This window comes from Nostoc sp. CCY 9925, assembly GCF_963920935.1.
In the GTDB taxonomy this organism is placed as follows: Bacteria; Cyanobacteriota; Cyanobacteriia; order Cyanobacteriales; family Nostocaceae; genus Nostoc.
In genome coordinates, this window is sequence record NZ_CAWUDO010000026.1 from 1 (window position 1) to 18,131 (window position 18,131).

Annotated in this window: 14 protein-coding genes and 1 pseudogene; 9 read left to right on the plus strand and 6 right to left on the minus strand. The window is 41.4% G+C overall.

From position 1 onward, the window contains the following. From ACM0OY_RS15555 to ACM0OY_RS15580, 6 genes and pseudogenes are all read left to right on the plus strand, one after another. Nucleotides 1–1,979 (plus strand): annotated as a pseudogene (locus ACM0OY_RS15555) (PBS lyase); the annotation flags it as partial. A gap of 320 nt (nt 1,980–2,299) precedes the next feature. Further along, the gene (locus tag ACM0OY_RS15560; RefSeq protein WP_414569744.1) at nt 2,300–2,518 is read left to right on the plus strand and encodes a DUF3172 domain-containing protein; all 219 of its coding nucleotides are present in this window, start codon (nt 2,300–2,302) and stop codon (nt 2,516–2,518) included. Nucleotides 2,519–3,159: 641 nt separating this feature from the next. Then, nucleotides 3,160–4,179, plus strand: coding sequence for an RpoD/SigA family RNA polymerase sigma factor (locus ACM0OY_RS15565; RefSeq protein WP_414569746.1), 1,020 nt, complete (start codon nt 3,160–3,162; stop codon nt 4,177–4,179). 74 nt (nt 4,180–4,253) lie between these two features. Beyond that, complete coding sequence (locus ACM0OY_RS15570) at nt 4,254–4,748, plus strand: ureidoglycolate lyase (RefSeq protein WP_414569747.1); 495 nt, start codon at nt 4,254–4,256, stop codon at nt 4,746–4,748. A 119-nt stretch (nt 4,749–4,867) separates the two neighbouring features. Then, nucleotides 4,868–5,923 carry a glutathione S-transferase family protein gene (locus ACM0OY_RS15575; RefSeq protein ID WP_414569748.1) on the plus strand — a complete coding sequence of 352 codons (1,056 nt, stop codon included), beginning with the start codon at nt 4,868–4,870 and terminating at the stop codon, nt 5,921–5,923. Between the two features lie 50 nt (nt 5,924–5,973). Continuing rightward, nucleotides 5,974–6,858, plus strand: a complete 885-nt coding sequence (locus ACM0OY_RS15580) for an aspartoacylase (RefSeq protein WP_414569749.1) — start codon at nt 5,974–5,976, stop codon at nt 6,856–6,858. 35 nt (nt 6,859–6,893) lie between these two features. Here the strand turns inward: ACM0OY_RS15580 and ACM0OY_RS15585 are convergent, their stop codons facing one another. The 4 genes from ACM0OY_RS15585 to ACM0OY_RS15600 all read right to left on the minus strand — a co-directional run bounded on the left by ACM0OY_RS15585 (nt 6,894) and on the right by ACM0OY_RS15600 (nt 9,101). Next, complete coding sequence (locus tag ACM0OY_RS15585) at nt 6,894–7,178, minus strand: hypothetical protein (protein WP_414569750.1); 285 nt, start codon at nt 7,176–7,178, stop codon at nt 6,894–6,896. 281 nt (nt 7,179–7,459) lie between these two features. Continuing rightward, complete coding sequence (locus ACM0OY_RS15590; RefSeq protein ID WP_414569751.1) at nt 7,460–7,678, minus strand: hypothetical protein; 219 nt, start codon at nt 7,676–7,678, stop codon at nt 7,460–7,462. Between the two features lie 168 nt (nt 7,679–7,846). Further along, a complete protein-coding gene (locus tag ACM0OY_RS15595) occupies nt 7,847–7,969 on the minus strand; it encodes a hypothetical protein (RefSeq protein ID WP_414569752.1) in 123 nt (40 codons plus the stop codon). A 148-nt stretch (nt 7,970–8,117) separates the two neighbouring features. After that, entirely contained in the window at nt 8,118–9,101 is a 984-nt protein-coding gene (locus ACM0OY_RS15600; protein ID WP_414569753.1) for a CHAD domain-containing protein, read from the minus strand. A 433-nt stretch (nt 9,102–9,534) separates the two neighbouring features. On the opposite strand from ACM0OY_RS15600, the gene ACM0OY_RS15605 reads away from it, so the two are divergent. Next, entirely contained in the window at nt 9,535–10,602 is a 1,068-nt protein-coding gene (locus ACM0OY_RS15605; RefSeq protein ID WP_414569754.1) for a DUF3616 domain-containing protein, read from the plus strand. A gap of 16 nt (nt 10,603–10,618) precedes the next feature. On the opposite strand, the gene ACM0OY_RS15610 is transcribed toward ACM0OY_RS15605, so the two are convergent. After that, entirely contained in the window at nt 10,619–11,023 is a 405-nt protein-coding gene (locus ACM0OY_RS15610) for an NIL domain-containing protein (RefSeq protein ID WP_414569755.1), read from the minus strand. A 723-nt stretch (nt 11,024–11,746) separates the two neighbouring features. On the opposite strand from ACM0OY_RS15610, the gene ACM0OY_RS15615 reads away from it, so the two are divergent. Both ACM0OY_RS15615 and ACM0OY_RS15620 read left to right on the plus strand, forming a co-directional pair. Next, nucleotides 11,747–15,214 carry a response regulator gene (locus tag ACM0OY_RS15615; RefSeq protein ID WP_414569756.1) on the plus strand — a complete coding sequence of 1,156 codons (3,468 nt, stop codon included), beginning with the start codon at nt 11,747–11,749 and terminating at the stop codon, nt 15,212–15,214. Next, entirely contained in the window at nt 15,186–15,572 is a 387-nt protein-coding gene (locus ACM0OY_RS15620; RefSeq protein ID WP_414569757.1) for a response regulator, read from the plus strand. Before ACM0OY_RS15615 ends, ACM0OY_RS15620 begins: the two co-directional genes overlap by 29 nt. Nucleotides 15,573–15,681: 109 nt before the next feature. Here the strand turns inward: ACM0OY_RS15620 and ACM0OY_RS15625 are convergent, their stop codons facing one another. Continuing rightward, complete coding sequence (locus ACM0OY_RS15625) at nt 15,682–18,021, minus strand: PhoD-like phosphatase (RefSeq protein WP_414569758.1); 2,340 nt, start codon at nt 18,019–18,021, stop codon at nt 15,682–15,684. Between the last annotated feature and the right edge of the window lie 110 nt (nt 18,022–18,131).

Consider the following 18,131-nt stretch of genomic DNA (forward strand, 5'->3'; position numbering starts at 1 on the left):
TTCGTGGCAGTGCGGCATCAGCATTGGGCAACCTGGGAGAGGCGGCTACCAAGTATATCCCTGACATCCTTAACTTCCTCAAGGATGAAAAGGTTGACTCAAATCTTCGTGGCAGTGCGGCTGAGGCATTGGAAAATATAAAACAACTCAAGTTGGAAGAGGTTGTTGTAGTTTTGAATTATGCCTATGAACCAAACCAGTCAAGCCTTAAATCAGACGGAAATTTTGAATATTGGCGGTTTTTGACTTATTTCCTGAGTGGTGGCAATGATGAAGTAAAAACGCTACTCACATGGGTAGGCAGACCAGATAGAAAAGCAGTTCCTCCTAAACTTACCCACGAACAGGGCAAGAAAACACTAGAGGTTTTTCTCAAAGCCTGGGAACCTAGTCAGGAGTTCACAGAATTAAGTGAAGACTTAGCCAAGCAAATTTCCGAAGTTGCCACTAACAAAAACGTGCCTTGGAAATTAGATAATCTTCTCTTACTGCAAAGCCATTACAACAACCTCAAACAAGTCAACTCCACCCATGCGAATGCGGTGCAGTCAGTTATAGATAATCTGGAGGTGTGGCGATGGTTTGTCCGCGGCAGAAATACTATCCTCATCCATGCTGCCTTGTGGCTAGCCCTCATCTTTGCCTACCCCAAATTTCCCCAAGTCCAAGCCATCTTTTTTTGGAACCCGTGGGTACGCCGAATTTTTGGTATCGGCTATGTCGGCTTTCTCCTCGCCTGGGTTCCGTTCCTGCGCCGCAAACTGTTTGAGCCGTTCCAGCCTTCTCTATTAGCCGATGCAGGCTTAGATAACTTTAATGACCAATCATACTTCCCAGAGTCCAGAGTCAAAATTCCCGCCTCCGAAGAAATCCTCCCAGTCACCGCAGCATTACCCAGTATCAAAGGGCAAATTGTCTTAGAAGGCGATTCTGGTTTAGGCAAGTCGATGTTTTTGCGCCATCTGGTCAAAAACTCCCAGCAAATTCTTGTCTATCTCCCCGCCCAAAAGTGTCATAAAGGCGTAATTGAAGCCATCCAAGACAAGCTACACGGCCAAGCCCAAGATGCCGACTTCTTAAAAAACCTGATTTACAGTGGTGCAATTGACATCTGCATCGACGGACTCAACGAAGTCACCGCCGAAACCCGCGCCAAAATCTGCCAGTTTGTCGAAAGCTATTTCCGGGGCAACATTATAATGACTACCCAGCCCCTAGAGTGGACGCCCCCCTCAACAGCCAAAACCTACTACTTGCAGCCCCTCGAACAACAACAAATTCAAGAGTTTTTGATCTCCCGTCAGCCGCGACTTCCCCAAGATGCCAAAATTCAAGGTGCTGATTATGCCCAAGCTTGCACCAATTATTTAAAAGAAGTCCTCAATAACCAGCAATCCCAAGAAGAGTTAGATGCTGTCCGCCGAATTCTTTCCAATCCAATGGATTTAACAGTGGTAGCGCTGATGTTATCACAAGGCAAACACCCAAACTTGTTTCGCCTGCAAGAACAGCAATACAATTTAATGGCGGCAGAATACCTCAAAGAATGGAATCAAGAATTTCCCTTAAAGAAATTCTCCGCCGCTGTCTACCAAATGCGACTCGAAGACAAACAAGCCTTACCCGCAGATGAATTTTACCAAGTTGCTATGTCTTTAGAAGACGAAAAATACAAAATGGTAGTCAGCCGTCAGTGGCAAGATGAAAAAGGCGAAGCCAAGAAAGAATGGAACTTCCGCCACGATAAAATCATGGATTTCTTCTTAGTGCAAAACTTTCTGGGTGAAACTGATGCCGCCGAAGGACTATTAGTTGATAGAATGGGCGACCCCCGATTTCGTGGCGTTTACTTCCTGCTAGCAACCTTACTTGAGATAGATGCAGCCAAAAAATTGCGGGAAGAATTGATTCAATACGCCGCCGACACCAAAGACAATACGGTGAGTAATACTTTTGTACAGTTGTTAAGGACAAGGTAATGAGGCAAGGGGCAAGGGGCAAGGGGCAAGGGGCAATGGGCAAGGGGTAAGGGGCAATGGGCAAGGGGCAATGGGGCAATGGGGTAATACGGTTCAGTTAAGGGGTAATTGTACAAAATTGTGGGTTTTACCAGACGCGATAAATCGCCGTCTCTACAAGTGTTTTGGTCTTATACCATTTCACGAAAATTCTTTCTCCCCTGCTCCCTGCTCCCCTGCCGCCTATTTGTATCAATCTATAAGACTAGTATTTGATTTCGTGAAAAAACTCAGTACACCTTGAGCCGTCTTTTTTACTATTACCTATTGCCTATTGCCTATTGCCTATTGCCTATTACTTTCAGAGAATGTTAGGAGCGATCGCGGGTGTTGTTATCTTGCCAACTATTATCCTTGGTGTTAATGTGACCACTGTTACTACTTTTAGTCTGAAGAATGTTGTCACTAACTATTACACCCATAATACCAAAATTGATGCACATATCTGCGTGCAATCTGGCACAAGTGCGATCGCCACAGATATCCGCGTGTTTATTTGACGCCTCAAATCTCTTTAAAGTTGATTTTATATAGCTTTTGTCTGATGCTCGCCGAGCAAGTTTACAAGAATAAATGGTGATTTTTCAACAAAAAATTACTCTAACAACACTTTGCATACTTTGAAATTCATCTCGAATATAGAGAATATATAGCCAATTTTATTTTTTAATCAATGTTTTTAGTTAGTTTTAAATTCTGGATTCAAGTCCGTAATGTTGGCAATCGTGAATTAGTGGTAAACTGGACACCATAAACTAGAATTCTATCTGAAGGTTAATTATGTATAAATAAATTATTTACTATTTAATTAAATAATTTCATCATAAGTTAGAGGCAAAAAGGTTGATTTTGTATTCAAGAAACTTGAGGATATGCAAAAGGCACATCTCGGGGAGTGTGACTACTTGAAAATATATGCTAAATAATACCTTTGGTAATTGATTTGTCAGTATTTAAGATGGTAATATCACGATACAGTTGATTTTGAGTTGATTATTTTCAATAATTGATTTTTAATGTATCGAAGAGGGAAATTCATTAGTCTTGCCAATGAGTAGATTAGCGGTGTAAAAGGGCTATGTGTCTGGGTATCTAGACTTGATACCAATAAATTCATGAGGTTACATAGGAGTGAATAACCATGAGCAACTTAACATCTCCACAAACCGAAGTTCAAAAAACAAAGAAGAAAAGTTTAGTTGCAGATAAAAAAGCTCGAACTACAGATGATATTGTGCGTATTTATCTGCAAGAGATCGGGCGTGTAGATTTGTTGACTCGTGAGCAAGAAGTTATTTTTGCCCAACAAGTGCAGCAGATGATGAATTTAGTAGTAGCTAAAGAAGAATTGGCTGTGAAACTAAAGCATGAACCCACGCTGCAAGAATGGGCAGACCAAATGAACTTGAGTGTTCAGGAGTTGGAGCAACAGCTAAATACAGGACAGCAAGCCAAGCAGAAAATGATTCAAGCTAACCTCAGGTTAGTGGTAGCTGTGGCGAAAAAATACCAGCACCGCAACTTAGAATTTATGGATTTAATCCAAGAGGGGACTTTGGGTTTAGAACGAGGGGTAGATAAATTCGATCCTGCTCTTGGTTATAAGTTTTCTACCTATGCTTACTGGTGGATTCGTCAAGGAATCACACGAGCGATCGCTCAACAAGGACGTACAATTAGACTACCAATTCACATCTTTGAAAAACTGAATAAAATTAAGCGGGTACAGCGAGAATTATCTCAACAGTTAGGTCGCGTTCCCAGTACTGCTGAAATTGCCGAAGCTTTGTCTTTGACACCCAGCCAAATTCGTGAGTGTTTGTTTTTAGCGCGTCAGCCATTTTCGCTAGAAGCACGAGTTGGCGAACAACAGGATACAGAATTGCAAGACATATTGCAAGATGACGGACTTTCTCCCGAAGATTACGCCACTGAAGAATCCTTGCACCATGACTTACAAAACTTATTGTCAAAGCTATCTCCCCAGCAACGAGAAATATTAACCTTGCGTTTTGGGCTGACAGATGGACATGAACTTTCTTTAGCACAAATTGGCGATCGCATGGGTATTAGTCGAGAACGCGTGCGTCAGATAGAACAAAAAGCTCTGAGTCTTCTGAGGCGTCAAAAGGAACAAGTACGTAGTTATCTAGCTAGCTGAGATTGTTTTCGGGGTAGAATTCAGAATTCTGAATTCTGAATTCTTATAAGAAACCTATTTCAAAAAAATTTCATATGAGCAGTTCACAAACAGTACAACAATTGCAGGCGCAATGGGTAACGCCAGAAAACTTTTCGCCTTACGGACAGGTAATTTTTGCGAGTCAAGACGGCAAAGCTTATGATACTGAAGATGCCAACTTAAACTTGCAAAATGGAATTCCGCGATTTTATATCATGCGGTTGGATAAAAGGGGGCGAAAGTTTCATAAAATTACTCGCCACGTGCAATGTACTCAATGTTTGGGTTCTTTGGCAGGAAAAGATTGGTTAATGGCAGTTTGTCCGCCAAATAATGATGTGAATCAACCAGCGTTAGAAAAAATCGCTGCTTTCCGCATTCCCGGAAATTGTTTTATTAAATTACATCAGGGAACTTGGCACGCTGGGCCATATTTTGAACATGAAACAGTGGATTTTTATAATTTAGAACTAGCTGATACAAATGTGGTAGATCATTTCACCCATGATTTTCTCAATAGTCATCAGTTAGAGTTTGAAATGGTCTAACAGGCTGAGGTTTTGTGTAACAGTCTTAAGGTAAATTGAAAGAGTGGAAATCTAACCACTAAAAATTGAAGGGCAGATACAGTGGTAACGTCCATCGCTCTCAAAGCAAGATTGTCGCCATGAACAACTCAACCCCATTAGATGATAATAAAACTCTCCCCAAGAAAAAAGGTCGGTCGCTTCCTCCAAAGCTGATTATTTGGCTGGGGATGTTTGTTTGGACAACGCTTTGGCGGATAATGATGTCAAAGCTGGCTCCTACCAATAAATCGGGAGCATATATTCGTCCTAATAGCCAGTTTCGCAACTTCATCGGCACGGAAGAGGGGAATCCTTACCAACCAGCAGCTGGGCGCTATAGACTTTATGTTGGGTTGGGTTGTCCTTGGGCGCACCGAACTTTAGTAGTGCGATCGCTCAAAAAACTTGAAGCGGTAATATCAGTATGTATCGTCTCTCCTTCTCCCATCGAAGGCGGTTGGGTATTCAACGAAGAAGAACTAGGTTGTCGCACACTAGTTGAATTTTATCAGCGAGTAGAACCAGGCTACAGCGGACGCGTTACAGTTCCAATCCTGTGGGATAATCAAACAAAAACCATCGTCAACAATGAGAGTTCAGAAATTATTGTCATGCTCAACTCTCAATTTAACGAGTTCGCCAACAACCCAACATTGGATCTTTATCCAGAAGAACTCAAAGAAAAAATTGACTGGTGGAATGAGAAGATTTACCACGCGGTAAATAACGGCGTGTATCGCTGCGGCTTCGCCCAGAGTCAAGAAGCATACAATCAAGCCTGTAATGAAGTGTTCGCAACTCTCGATGAGATTGACACTGCATTGCAAACTAATCGATATCTCTGTGGTGATAATCTTACACTTGCAGATGTGCGTTTATTTACCACGTTATTTCGCTTTGATAGCGTCTATTACAGCTTATTTAAGTGTAATCGGCGACGCATTCGAGACTATGAAAATCTGGGAACTTACTTAAGAGATTTATATCAGCTTCCAGGTGTTGCTGACACCTGCGACGTAGAAACAGTCAAACGCGACTACTACGGTAACTTGTTTCCACTCAACCCCGGTGGAATTATTCCCGATGGCCCTGATATGTCCTATCTTAATCAACCACATAATCGCGATCGCATCAGCAAAGTGAATGCTTTATAAGCTACATTGAGAAAAATACCTCGATGGCTGCATAACAAAGTTGGTGCGATGTGAACCAAATGAATCGAGTTGCAATTATCGGTGGAACTCATGGTAATGAGTTTACAGGGGCTTATTTAATCCAAAAATTTGCCCAGTTTCCCGAATTGATTACTAGATCGAGTTTTGAGACAGTTACTCTATTAGCAAATCCTCAGTCCTTTGCAGCAACAAGGCGATATTTAGACAAGGATTTAAACCGCTGTTTTCTCAGACAAGATTTACAAAATCCGACTCTTAATAGTTACGAAGAATTGCAAGCTAAATCAATTCAAAGTAGTTTAGCATCAAATGGGGATAAACAAGCGGATTTCATCTTAGATTTGCATAGCACTACAGCTAATATGGGTCTGACAATTATTTTGGTAAACACTCATCCATTTAACTTAAAGCTGGCTGCTTATCTGAGCAAAATAAACCCTTTAGTTAAAGTTTATTACTGCTATTTTAAATCAGTTGAAGAAAATCCATTTGTAAATTCTCTGTGTGAATTAGGCTTTGCGATGGAGGTTGGTCCCATTGCCCAAGGTGTCTTAAAAGCATCGTTGTTCCAACAAACCGAGGAACTGATTCATGTGGTTCTAGACTATCTCGAACAATTTAACCAGGGTGAAATTCCAACAACTAATGAAACATTAACTATCTATCACCACTTATCTGTTGTAGACTACCCCAAAAAACAGGATGGTACAATCTTTGGCATGATTCATCCACAGCTTCAAGACAAAGATTACCAAGCCTTGAATCCAGGAGATCCAATGTTTCTCACATTTGATAACAAAACAATTGTTTATCAAGGGGAATCTACGGTTTGGCCTGTTTTTATTAATGAGGCAGCTTACTACGAAAAAGGAATAGCAATGGCTTTTACTCACAAACAGCAATTAAAAATTTAATTGTTCAGCAATTTGTTTGTTGGGGAAGCACTCTTCTATCCATCATAAAAACTATCCACTCTGATCTCCCGCCAAATATCAGAAGGTTGCCAGCCTGAGTTACCAACAGATTGAACTAAAGGATTGTCGCGTACTGGAATATAATTAGGTTCTTTATACTCCTCACTGATTACTCCATACTCCGAATTAATTAGTGGTTTCTCTTCAACCACACCTTCGGATAAATCAACGGTTTCACCTAGAAGAAGCAGATCTTCAGCTTCTTCCATTTCCTTCATTTTCTTCAGAGTTAGCTTTTCAGACTTTTTGATGATTTTCATATATTCTCAAGGTTTGGAAAAGAGGTCATAAAAAAAAGAGAATCTGGGCGTTGATTCTTTGAGAGGCGGATGTAGCCTTTCAACAAGGTTCAGCCAGATCTATAAGATGCTGTGATAGAGTTGAGTACTGAACAATTGGACAGAATAATTACAATACACCAAATTTGTGGAAAATACGAGTACTCGGCTGAAGAATTTATAACAAGAAGTGTGCGATTTGCAGCCCGCACATCACAGTCTCATTATCTGTAGGCGTCTTATGGCGAATTAGTATTACTTTCCTATAGGTGTAGCCTTAGTTGAGCTAAGTTAATGAACGATTCGCGAATTTGGGAATTCGGAGTTGGAGTGGCTTCAAAGTACACCACTCCAAGCGCTTCAACCATTTGATGATTATATTCCTCTGCTTCGTCTGGCGATCGCAACGATTGTTTATTCCAAGATGGAAAAATGCTCCCTTTGCGTGTTAGCAAAGCGGGACCGTAGCCCGGCAAATCCATATTCTTAATCAGCAACGCCATTCACTTAAGTTAATCTTAAATTCTCAGCAGATAAATGCTTTGCATTACGTCGAGGACAAACTCATTTTGTCGAAAACATCCATGATGGTTTGTGTTGCAAGCATATCCTTGTTTCGTGTCTAAGTACTACAGTATGTATTCCAATGGTTACTCACGATAAAACTTGTGCAGATGCCGCTTTGTATCAGGCAAAAGCACAAGGACGCGATCGCATTTAGGGCATCCAGAATAGCCAAAGTATTGCTGAGTGCGGACTGTTGAGCGTTTCAATGGTCTGCTCGTTAGTCCAATCCTTGGCGAATAAAAACTAATACCAATTCAATTAATGATTGCAACACATCCTTGGCTAAAGACGCGATGAATCGCGTCTCTACAGATGGTCTATTTGTCGCATTCTTTTTTCCAATTGGTATAACTTTTAATTTATGACTCCGGAAAGTGGGTGCAGTATTGTTAAATGAAAGCTATGCCTGGTTTCAATTTTCAGATATCTTTCTTGTAAGGGTTGCCACTGCTGCCAGGATTGGTAACGATTTTCAGTTAACAAACTAGCAAGAGTAGGTAGCTGAGTTTGAATTTCTGACTTGAAGACACCTTCCAGCCACTCACCTAAAACCGCAGTATCTTGCATGATACCCAAAATTTCTTGGATATTTTTGACTTCTGTCATATAAGCCTCGAAAGACTCGCCATATAAATCCGTAAATAACTCCATCTGATAGCGTATACGTTTAGCTTCTTTTCGCAAACTATGTAGAATTTCGCCTTCGGTTGTCAGTTGGTGTTCTATCTTTTCTCGTTCCCAGTTTTTCTGGACTTTCAACTCTGATTCCACAAATTCCGTGCCAATTAGCCAACCTGGATGCAGTAAGAAATTACTCACTTCCGGTAAAAGTAAATCTGGTAATACTTGCTGGATAGTAACAGATGCTAAAGGTTGATAACTGGGTTTCTCCAGCCACTTTTGGGACGCTTCTTTCAAAGACTTGTAAGACTCATCCTTTAACGTTTTCTGCACACTCAAGAGTACGTCTTCACGTTGTTTAGCCAAAGCTGCAAAAGCTGTTTGCAGTAATTCTTGTTCTTTGCGAGGTAAATTTGGTTTGTAATTGTTTTCCAAACTTTCTTTGAGTACGTCTAAATCTCTCAGACTACCAAGACGACGAGCTATTTTTCCGATATTCTTATCGCTGACTGGTTTGGGCAAATCTACCGCTATCCCAAACCTAGTTACAGCCGTGCGGAGACGACGCATTCCAACTCGCATTTGGTGAAGTGCTTCTGGATCTTCATCTTTCTTCACTGATTTTTCCCACTTCAAGCTTTTCTTAAAGTGTTTTTGAATCGCTTGGTAGGCGTAGTCCCCTAGAGTTTTTACCGTGGGTTGTGTGGCTAATTTCATAATTAATCTTAATGAGACACCTAATCAGGTTATTGCATAATAACATTAGTTAAAAAATTGCACCTGCTTTTGATATTTTTATTAAAAAATACTTTTAACTTATTATTCTACTTATTAAATATTGATATTTTTATCAAAAATACCAATATCTATCGAATGTAGAACCAGCAGATTATCCTTATAATTTGATATCAATGATAAGTAGCTGGGCGAAATTAAATACAAAATGTCATTGCGAACGAAGTCAAGCAATCTCAGTCTTTGCAATTGCTTCACTTCGTACCCTTCGGGAACACCAAGAGCGAACGCAATGATGAACTATCTTATATTTATTTAGATCCATCTACTTAATGTTTAGATATTTTCTAGAGATGTTAAATTATACATTATAGGAACACGAGCAATATTTTCGCAAATATATAGATGATTCAAAATGTCCGATTCACAGTTGCTTAATCAAGTTTTATTGACTTTTGTAGATACTTTTAAAGAACACATACAACAATTATCAGCGGTGCTATTAACACAGCAGAAGTATTTGTGGTTGGGGTCAGATGAAAGTTCCACCATTGAACGTTTGTCTTTAGTTAATGCTGATAAATTTACGGATCATCAACAATTTAGAGTAGCAGAATTTATCAACTTACCTGCACCAGAAGACGAGGAAATTGATATAGAAGGACTGGCTTATAGTGATTATTACTTATGGTTTGTTGGTTCTCACAGCTACAAACGCAAAAAACCAAAACCCGACAATACTGATACCAAAAACCTGAAAAGGCTAGCAAAAATTGAATCAGAACCCAACCGTTACCTCTTAGGACGGATTCCTTTAATAGACGGGAAGTTATTCTCATCTTGCCCACACCCCCAAAAGCCAGATATGCAGTTAAATGCTGCTAAGTTAGAGGTCACAAACCAGGGTAATTTACTAATGACAGCTTTGGCAGAAGACTCTCATTTAGGGTCATTTATTAAAGCAGCAATTCCCGGAAAAGATAATGGCTTTGATATTGAAGGCATAGGTATTTATCAAAATCGAATTTTTCTGGGTTTGCGCGGCCCTGTATTGCGGGGTTGGGCTGTGGTGCTGGAAATAGAGTTAGAAGATTCTAGTCCTGGACTTTTGAAACTAAAGCAAATTGGGGAATTGAAGGAGTTATATAAAAAGCATTTTATCTGGTTGAATGGTTTAGGAATTCGGGATTTGTGTGTAGATGACAAAGACTTATTGATTTTAGCCGGGCCAACGATGGATTTAGATGGTCCCGTGCAAGTTTATCGCTGGATAAACGGTGTAAATTTACGAGAAAATGTCTTCAGTAATCCAAATTTGGTACAAGATATCCCCTATGGAAATCGGGAAGAACATGCTGAAGGAATTACACTTTTTCAGGAGATCGCTGGCGTACCTTCGGTCTTAGTAGTTTACGACTCTCCAGCAAAAAATAGGCTGGTGGGTGATGCTGGTGTAATGGCAGATGTGTTTGGGCTGGGGTAATATCAATTTTGGATTGTTAAAGATTGGTAGAGATTGCTTGTACGGGACAGCTGGGAATACACTGTTCGCAGACAATACAACGCGATCGCGTGAATGTTAACTTATATGTTTCTGGGTTCAGAGTCAGGGCTTCCGTAGGACAAACCCCAGTACACAAGCCACAGTGGACACAGACATCTGGATCGATGGCAATTTCACCTAAAGTATGAGAAACATTAACATGGCGCGATCGCATCCACTCTATCGCCGCATCCAATTGATCGATATCTCCCGATAGTTCTAATACCAATTTGCCAATTTGATTTGGGGCAACTTGGGCACGGATAATATTGGCAGCAACATTGAACTCTTTAGCCAGTACATAAGTTACTGGCATTTGTACGGCGCGTTTGGGGAAGGTGAGGGTTACTCGTTTTTTCACAGGTTTAGCAGAGGCTTTTTTCTGTTGTAGCGTACTCAGAGCTTTATGACTTCAAAGCTTATTAAGTACTTTGAAGATACTACATATTTTTCTTTCTTCGTCATCTACCATAAGATATATAATTATACTAATTTTAGATAAACATTTGATAATCAAATCTAGTTTTTCTGTGTTGCTTCAAGCTCGATATGAAAGATAATTTTAGTATCGTATTTCGTTCTTTAACCCAACTTATTTTGATTATAAACAATTACCAAAGCACGACATTTCACCATTTTCTAAAATCTTTGCAATAGATAAATAGACTGTAGGGATGTATAGATGTACACCCCTACTTAATCAGGTATTTCCTAAAATGGTATTACAGTAGAAGAATCCAGAGGTTACCATCAAGTTAACCTTGGCGAAACACTTCTTACAGGCATTATATTTGCTGCTCAGTAAGCAGGTAGAAAAGATTCCACTGAAAATAAATCAATATTGATTGATATTTATTAATGAGTATTAGCCTAAAAGATAAAACTTGTCGAAAATGCTTTAAAATTCAAAGTTGATATTAATTATTTTGCTATTTAAATTTTCGCTGGTTATACAAATTGGAAAAAAGAACGCGACAGATACATACTCCCAAACCTTTCTTCTGTCTAGCTTTCTGAATTTTGAATTTTGAATTTTGAATTGGTATTATTTTTTCTATCCACTCCTGTTGGGAAAGCTTTTAAAATGAAAATTTTAGTTGTAGAGGATGATGAGTTCAATGCCTATGCACTCACTTCCGTTTTAACTAACCAAAACTATGCTGTTGAAGTTGCCAATGATGGTGATGTTGCTTGGGATTTCATCCAAACTTGTAATTTTGATTTAATACTTTTGGATGTCATGTTGCCCAAGTTGGATGGCATTAGCCTTTGTCGGCAGATCCGGTCTCATGGTCTGCAAGTCCCAATACTATTATTGACAGGGCGTGATAGTAGTCATGAAAAAGCGATCGGATTAGATGCAGGCGCAGATGACTATGTAGTTAAACCCTTTGACCAAGAGGAGTTAGTTGCTCGCGTCAGGGCCTTATTGCGTCGTGGAAGCGTAACTTTGCAACCTATCCTAGAGCGTGGTAATTTGCGCCTAGACCCTAGCAGCTGCGAAGTCAACTATGCTGGAAATCTGCTGCCACTCACCCCAAAAGAGTATGCTCTATTGGAACTATTTTTGCGAAATAGTCAGCGGGTATTTAGCTGCAGCATGATTTTAGAACATCTTTGGTCTTATGAAGATACTCCACAAGAAGAAGCTGTTCGCACCCATATCAAAGGGTTACGACACAAACTCAAAGCCGCAGGAGCGCCCAGTGATTTCATTGAAACAGTTTATGGTATCGGTTATCGTTTGAAACTACTCGAAGAGGGAGCAGGGAATGGGGAGCAGAGGGGCAGAGGGGTAGGGAGAGCAGGGGAAGCAGAGGAAGCAGGGGAAGAATTCCTAATTCCTAATTCCTCAGAGGCTAAACGCCCCGCTTCCGCTAACAGCACTCCCAATGGAACGCTAAGAGCGAACAAGTCGGCAAAGCCGCCCAACGCAGTGGCTCCCCAATACCCAATCCCTAGCCCCCAACCACAGCAACAAACATTAATGGCAGTTGCGGAAATTTGGCAACGATTTCAAAAGCGGGTGGACGAGCAGGTGAGGATGCTGGAGCAAGCGATCGCTGCTTTAAACCAAAATACTCCAAATCCTGAATTTCAAAGCCTTGCAGCCAAAGAGGCGCATACCTTGGCAGGATCTTTAGGTACTTTTGGCTTGTCTCTTGGCTCAAAATGGGCACGGAATATTGAGTTGCTACTCAGTTCTAGTCAAACTTTGAATAGATCTCAAATCAACAACCTGGAAACTTGGGTAAAGTTATTGCGTCGAGAAATTGAGGAAAAGAATGCAGCGGTAATATCTGCACCACCGACTATCCAGGTATTAGAAACTGCGACGCCGACGCCAGAAAATTCCTCGGACACAGAAACTAAAATATTGGTTGTGGACGACGATCCGCAAATTCAGGCATTGTTGCAAACCTTACTTAGTCCTTGGGGATTCAAAGCGATCGCTCTTGAAGATCCGCGTCAGTTTTGGGAAACCCTGCAAGCAGTTGCACCAGATCTACTAATTTTAGATCTGGAACTACCATTTACCAATGGTATTGAGCTTTGCCAAGTAGTACGCAACGATCCACACTGGAGTGAGTTACCCATCGTCTTCCTCACAGTGCATAACGACGCCGAAATAGTAAATCAGGTGTTTAGCGTTGGTGCTGATGACTTTGTTAGCAAGCCCATTATCGGGCCAGAACTAGTAACCCGAATTGTCAATCGTTTAGAACGGGTAAAATTGCGGCAACGTGTAGCCCAAAAGAGCAAGGAAGCCGGAAAAGCAAAACAAGAAAATACTACTACTCCCTCATCTCCCCAGTCCCCAGTCGCCAATCTCCAAGCGATCAACGAACTTGAATTGAGAGTAGCAGAGCGCACTGCTGAGTTAATTACCGTGAATCGACAGTTGCAGTCACAACTTGATGAACGTCAGCGGACACAGGAAGAATTACGGTTTTCTCAAGCCCGATTTGCACGCATCTTAGATATTGCTGATGATGCAATTATTTCCATTAACGGTTTCCAATGCATCACATTGTTTAATCAAGGAGCAGAGAAAATTTTCGGCTACTCTGCCCAAGAAGTAATTGGACAAAAACTTGACTTACTCTTGCCGCAGCGCTTTTACGAGGTGCATCGCCAGCATGTAGCTGACTTTGGCAAATCTCCTAATCTTGCCCGCCGCATGGGAGAACGGCGTGAAATATATGGTCGCCGCAAGGATGGCACTGAATTTCCAGCAGAGGCTTCCATCTCCAAAATCGACATGGCTGACGAAATATTTTATACAGTTATATTGCGTGATGTAACTGAACGCAAGCAAATCGAACGTATGAAAGATGAGTTTATTTCTGTGGTCAGCCATGAACTCCGCACACCTTTAACTTCAATTCATGGCTCTCTAGGAATGCTAGCCAGTGGTTTGCTACCGACGGACTCAGAACAGGGAAAACGCCTGCTACAAATTGCGACTGATAGTACTGAACGCTTAGTACGCTTAATCAACGACATCCTAGATATTGAGCGCATCGAGTCGGGTAAGGCGAAAATGGAGCCAGAGGTTTGCAATATGGTTGACTTAATCACTCAAGCTGTAAATGTCATGCAGCCTCTGGCTGATAAAGCAGGAGTGAAGCTAGTAATTTCGGATGTCTCCGGTCAAGTATGGGCAGATGGCGATCGCATTGTTCAGACCCTGACTAATCTCTTGAGTAACGCTATTAAATTTTCGTCTCCTGGATCTACGGTTTGGTTGCAAGTCCAACAACAAGGAGATGAAGTTTTATTAACAGTCAAAGACAATGGACGCGGTATTCCAACTGACAAACTTGAGAGTATCTTTGAGCGCTTTCAACAAGTTGATTCTTCTGATTCACGCAATCATGAAGGTACTGGTTTAGGCTTGGCAATTTGTAAGAGCATTATGCAACAGCATGGTGGACGCATCTGGGCTGAAAGTGTGTTAGGTGAGGGTAGCAGTTTTTACGTTACTCTCCCGTTGATCCGGACTTCCCAAAATACTAATAGAAATAATCAATTTAATGTAGATTTTGTTAATTGGGTAAATAAACCATTCTCAGAGAACCATTTGTTAGAGTCACTCAGACAAGTGTTAGCTAAATCTTCAAAGGGAGTCCGTGTTCTAATTGTTGAAGACGATACCGATTTAGCCCAACTGCTTATTACTCTGTTTGAAAGGCATAAGATCGAAACCTTCCTAGCCAAAACTGGACGAGAAGCAATCCGCTTGAGTCAAGAAGTGAATCCTGACTTCATGATTCTCGACCTGATCTTGCCAGAAAGTGATGGGTTTGCAGTGGTGGATTGGCTACAGCAGCACAATCATCTGTGTAATACTCCTGTGCTAGTATACTCAGCTAGGGATTTAGATGAGTCCGAACACAATCGACTGAAGTTAGGACATACAGAATTTTTGACTAAAGGGCGTGTGACTACTGAGGAATTTGAACAACGGGTGATGGAGTTACTTCAACGAATTACTCACAACCAACAAGAGGATAGCGGTAATGACAACAAAGCGAATTCTAGTGGTTGATAACGAGCAATATATTCAAGAAGTTGCCAAGATTTGCTTGGAAACAGTCGCAGGCTGGAAAGTAGAGACAGCGGGTTCTGGTGAAGAAGGTATAATTAAAGCCGAGACTTTCCAGCCAGATGCGATTTTACTGGATGTGATGATGCCAGAGATGGATGGCATTGCCACCTTTGAAAAGTTGCAAGCAAATCCAGTAACCAAAGAAATTCCGGTAATTTTATTAACTGCTAAAATCCAGGCTTCCGATCGCCGTCGCTATGCCCAAATAGGAACGCTCGGTGCGATCGCTAAACCCTTCAATCCCCTAGAATTAGCTCAACAAGTAGCAATAGCCCTGGGCTGGAACTTGGAGAAGTAATACCAATTCGTAATTCGCTGCGCCCTGCTGCACTAAATCAATTCATTGCTATATTCAGCAACGCCCAATTTTGGATTTATCTCGTGTCCCTCAATCCAAAATCCAAAATCTAAAATCTAAAATCCTCCAATAATGCCTGATTGGGCGTTAACTGAGTTTCAAAACGGCTGTAAACAATTTGGGTTGGATACCAAGAACAAAACCAATAGGAATCTTGAATAATTTGGTAAGAACTAGCCGCATCTGGAAACTCAAACTGAACCAAACCTAAGTTATTTAATCCAACTACTTCTCGCCCTTCTTGAAACCAGCGAGATTTCCAAAACATTAGGGGTTGTAAATATCGTCTTTTGGTATTTTTCGCTCGTTTCCAAGGAGCGATAAATGATGAAATATCTGCTGTGCAGTTAGAAGTCTGAGCGCGTTGTCGAATTAACCATTCCAATACACAATACCAGTCAGGGTCAGTTAATTGCTGTTGTTGGCGTAGCTGAGTGGGGTAGCGTTTGGCAGTAAAGGTATCGTGGTGTAATTTTTTGGCGGAAATTTCTACCATATTGGCTGGATTCATCCATCCAATCCAATATCGCAGCTTTTCTGCTAACAACCAATCTTTCATGCGTGTATGAATCAACCGTGTTAGTGCTTCTTCATTTTTGATGGCACTAGAAGTTAGCTGTACTAAAACCGATTGCAATTGTGAATGGGTGCGTGCATAAGACAGGCGAGCTGCAAAACTATAGTGAATATCGCCAGACAAAATAATCACTTGTTGACGTTGCTTAAATAAGGTATTTAGAAATTTTGCCAGTGCTTCAACATTGATGTTCCAAGCATCACCAACATCTGTGGAAAAAACTTTCTCTTGTTTTAAATTCCAATGGTGAATCCAATCAATTATTTGTGAACCAAATACATTAGTGGGTGCAATCACAAATGTGGCTAGAATCTGAGTTTCTTGAGCTACTTGCTGTAAAGGTAAAACTAGTTGTTGCTCAAAAGCTTTTGGACATAGTAGCATCGGTGGGGCGATCGCTTTTTGATCTGCTGGGTAACCCCGCCAAGTGCGTGTATCCAAGACAATCACTTCATGACAATCATTCTTGACTATGTAATTCCAAGTAAGTGCTTCAGGATGTCGAGCCAAAATGAACACTGAATCGTCTCGGACTAAAACAGGTAAACCCGTGTGAGGATCGTTGGGTGGCATACCAACATAACGAGCGATCGCTTCATCAGCCTTTGTATCTTTTCCTTCCTTAGCTGACCAAGCTTGTGCAGCAGCCAGCAGCTTTTCTCCAGATTGACCTTCTGCAAATTGTTCTGGTGTATTGCCCCAAGCTTGAAACACTGTGTAAGCTAACAGAGCATTTTGCACTACTCGCCGCCCCAAGGGACGCCCCAGGACTCGCAAACACCAAGCTTGGTTTAAATTCCAGTCATCACTGACATCATGGTCATCAAAGATGGTGTATACAGGAATATTGGCAAGGGCGCGGCGCACTTTGCCCAGCGTATAAATGAACTGTCGTAAATCTTTGACTGCCCGGTTCCAATTTTTAATCGCTCGGCGATCGCTTGTTACTTGGCGTCCTTTGGGAAATACCACCGGCCAGCACACTGGTGACCACGTTAATAAATAAGTAGCGTAATATTCACCCAGGCTCAGCAGATGACTGGCAACTTTCTCAGATTTATTATGTAATCCTGCGGTCAAGCCAGCTTCATTTGTAGCAACTTTAGCCCGTTCTCCGGGTAGCAGTTCCTTGGGAGTGCAGTACATTCCACCCAGAGGTAGTTGTTCTTCCCAACCCAGCAGGGCATCCCCAAGAGTAGTAGCAACCCACAGGGACGGGTCTGCTACATCATCACCGTAAATTTGATCCCCAGTCAGGAATAGCTGGTGAGGACGGCGCTTGGCTTGATTTGCAGATGCCTCAATTAAGCAATCGAGAATCGGTAGGGCATCAAACCCAGAACCATGAGGTTTACGACAGGAAGCATGGACAATTTGCAAATCTTCAAGACGGTTGGGCGGTAGGGTAAAGGTTGGTTTTTGATGTTCAAAGTAGCTGATGCTAACCGTAGGATAGGAGTTTGAGCATAATGCTTGTTGTAGAGTTTTGGGAGTCTGGTTAGCGACAGTTAACTGCAAGTCATATGCATAAATACGATTGTTAATTAGGCGATGTCTAACTGTAGACCGAGCCGTGACAGCAACAACGTGAAGATACTTGCCCAACGCAAAAGTAGAGCGTTCCCCCTGCAATAAGCATTCTCCCAGTACTTCACCATCATTTGTTGTGTCATAAACCTTGAGTTCTACCTGACAAGACTGTTTGAGCGCTACCCATACCGTTACTGATTCAGCTTCAGTATGTTTGAGAATTGGCCCTGCCAAAATCAGCGGTAGTCTTTGGAAAAACTCGTCTCCAACTTGGTACTTCATTACAAACAGCTGACAAAGTGATGATGTTTTGGATTATCTTGCTTTATTTACCCTATGTCACCCGAAAATCATAGCGATTTAAGAACTACTAAGTAGAAGGCAGGAGGCAG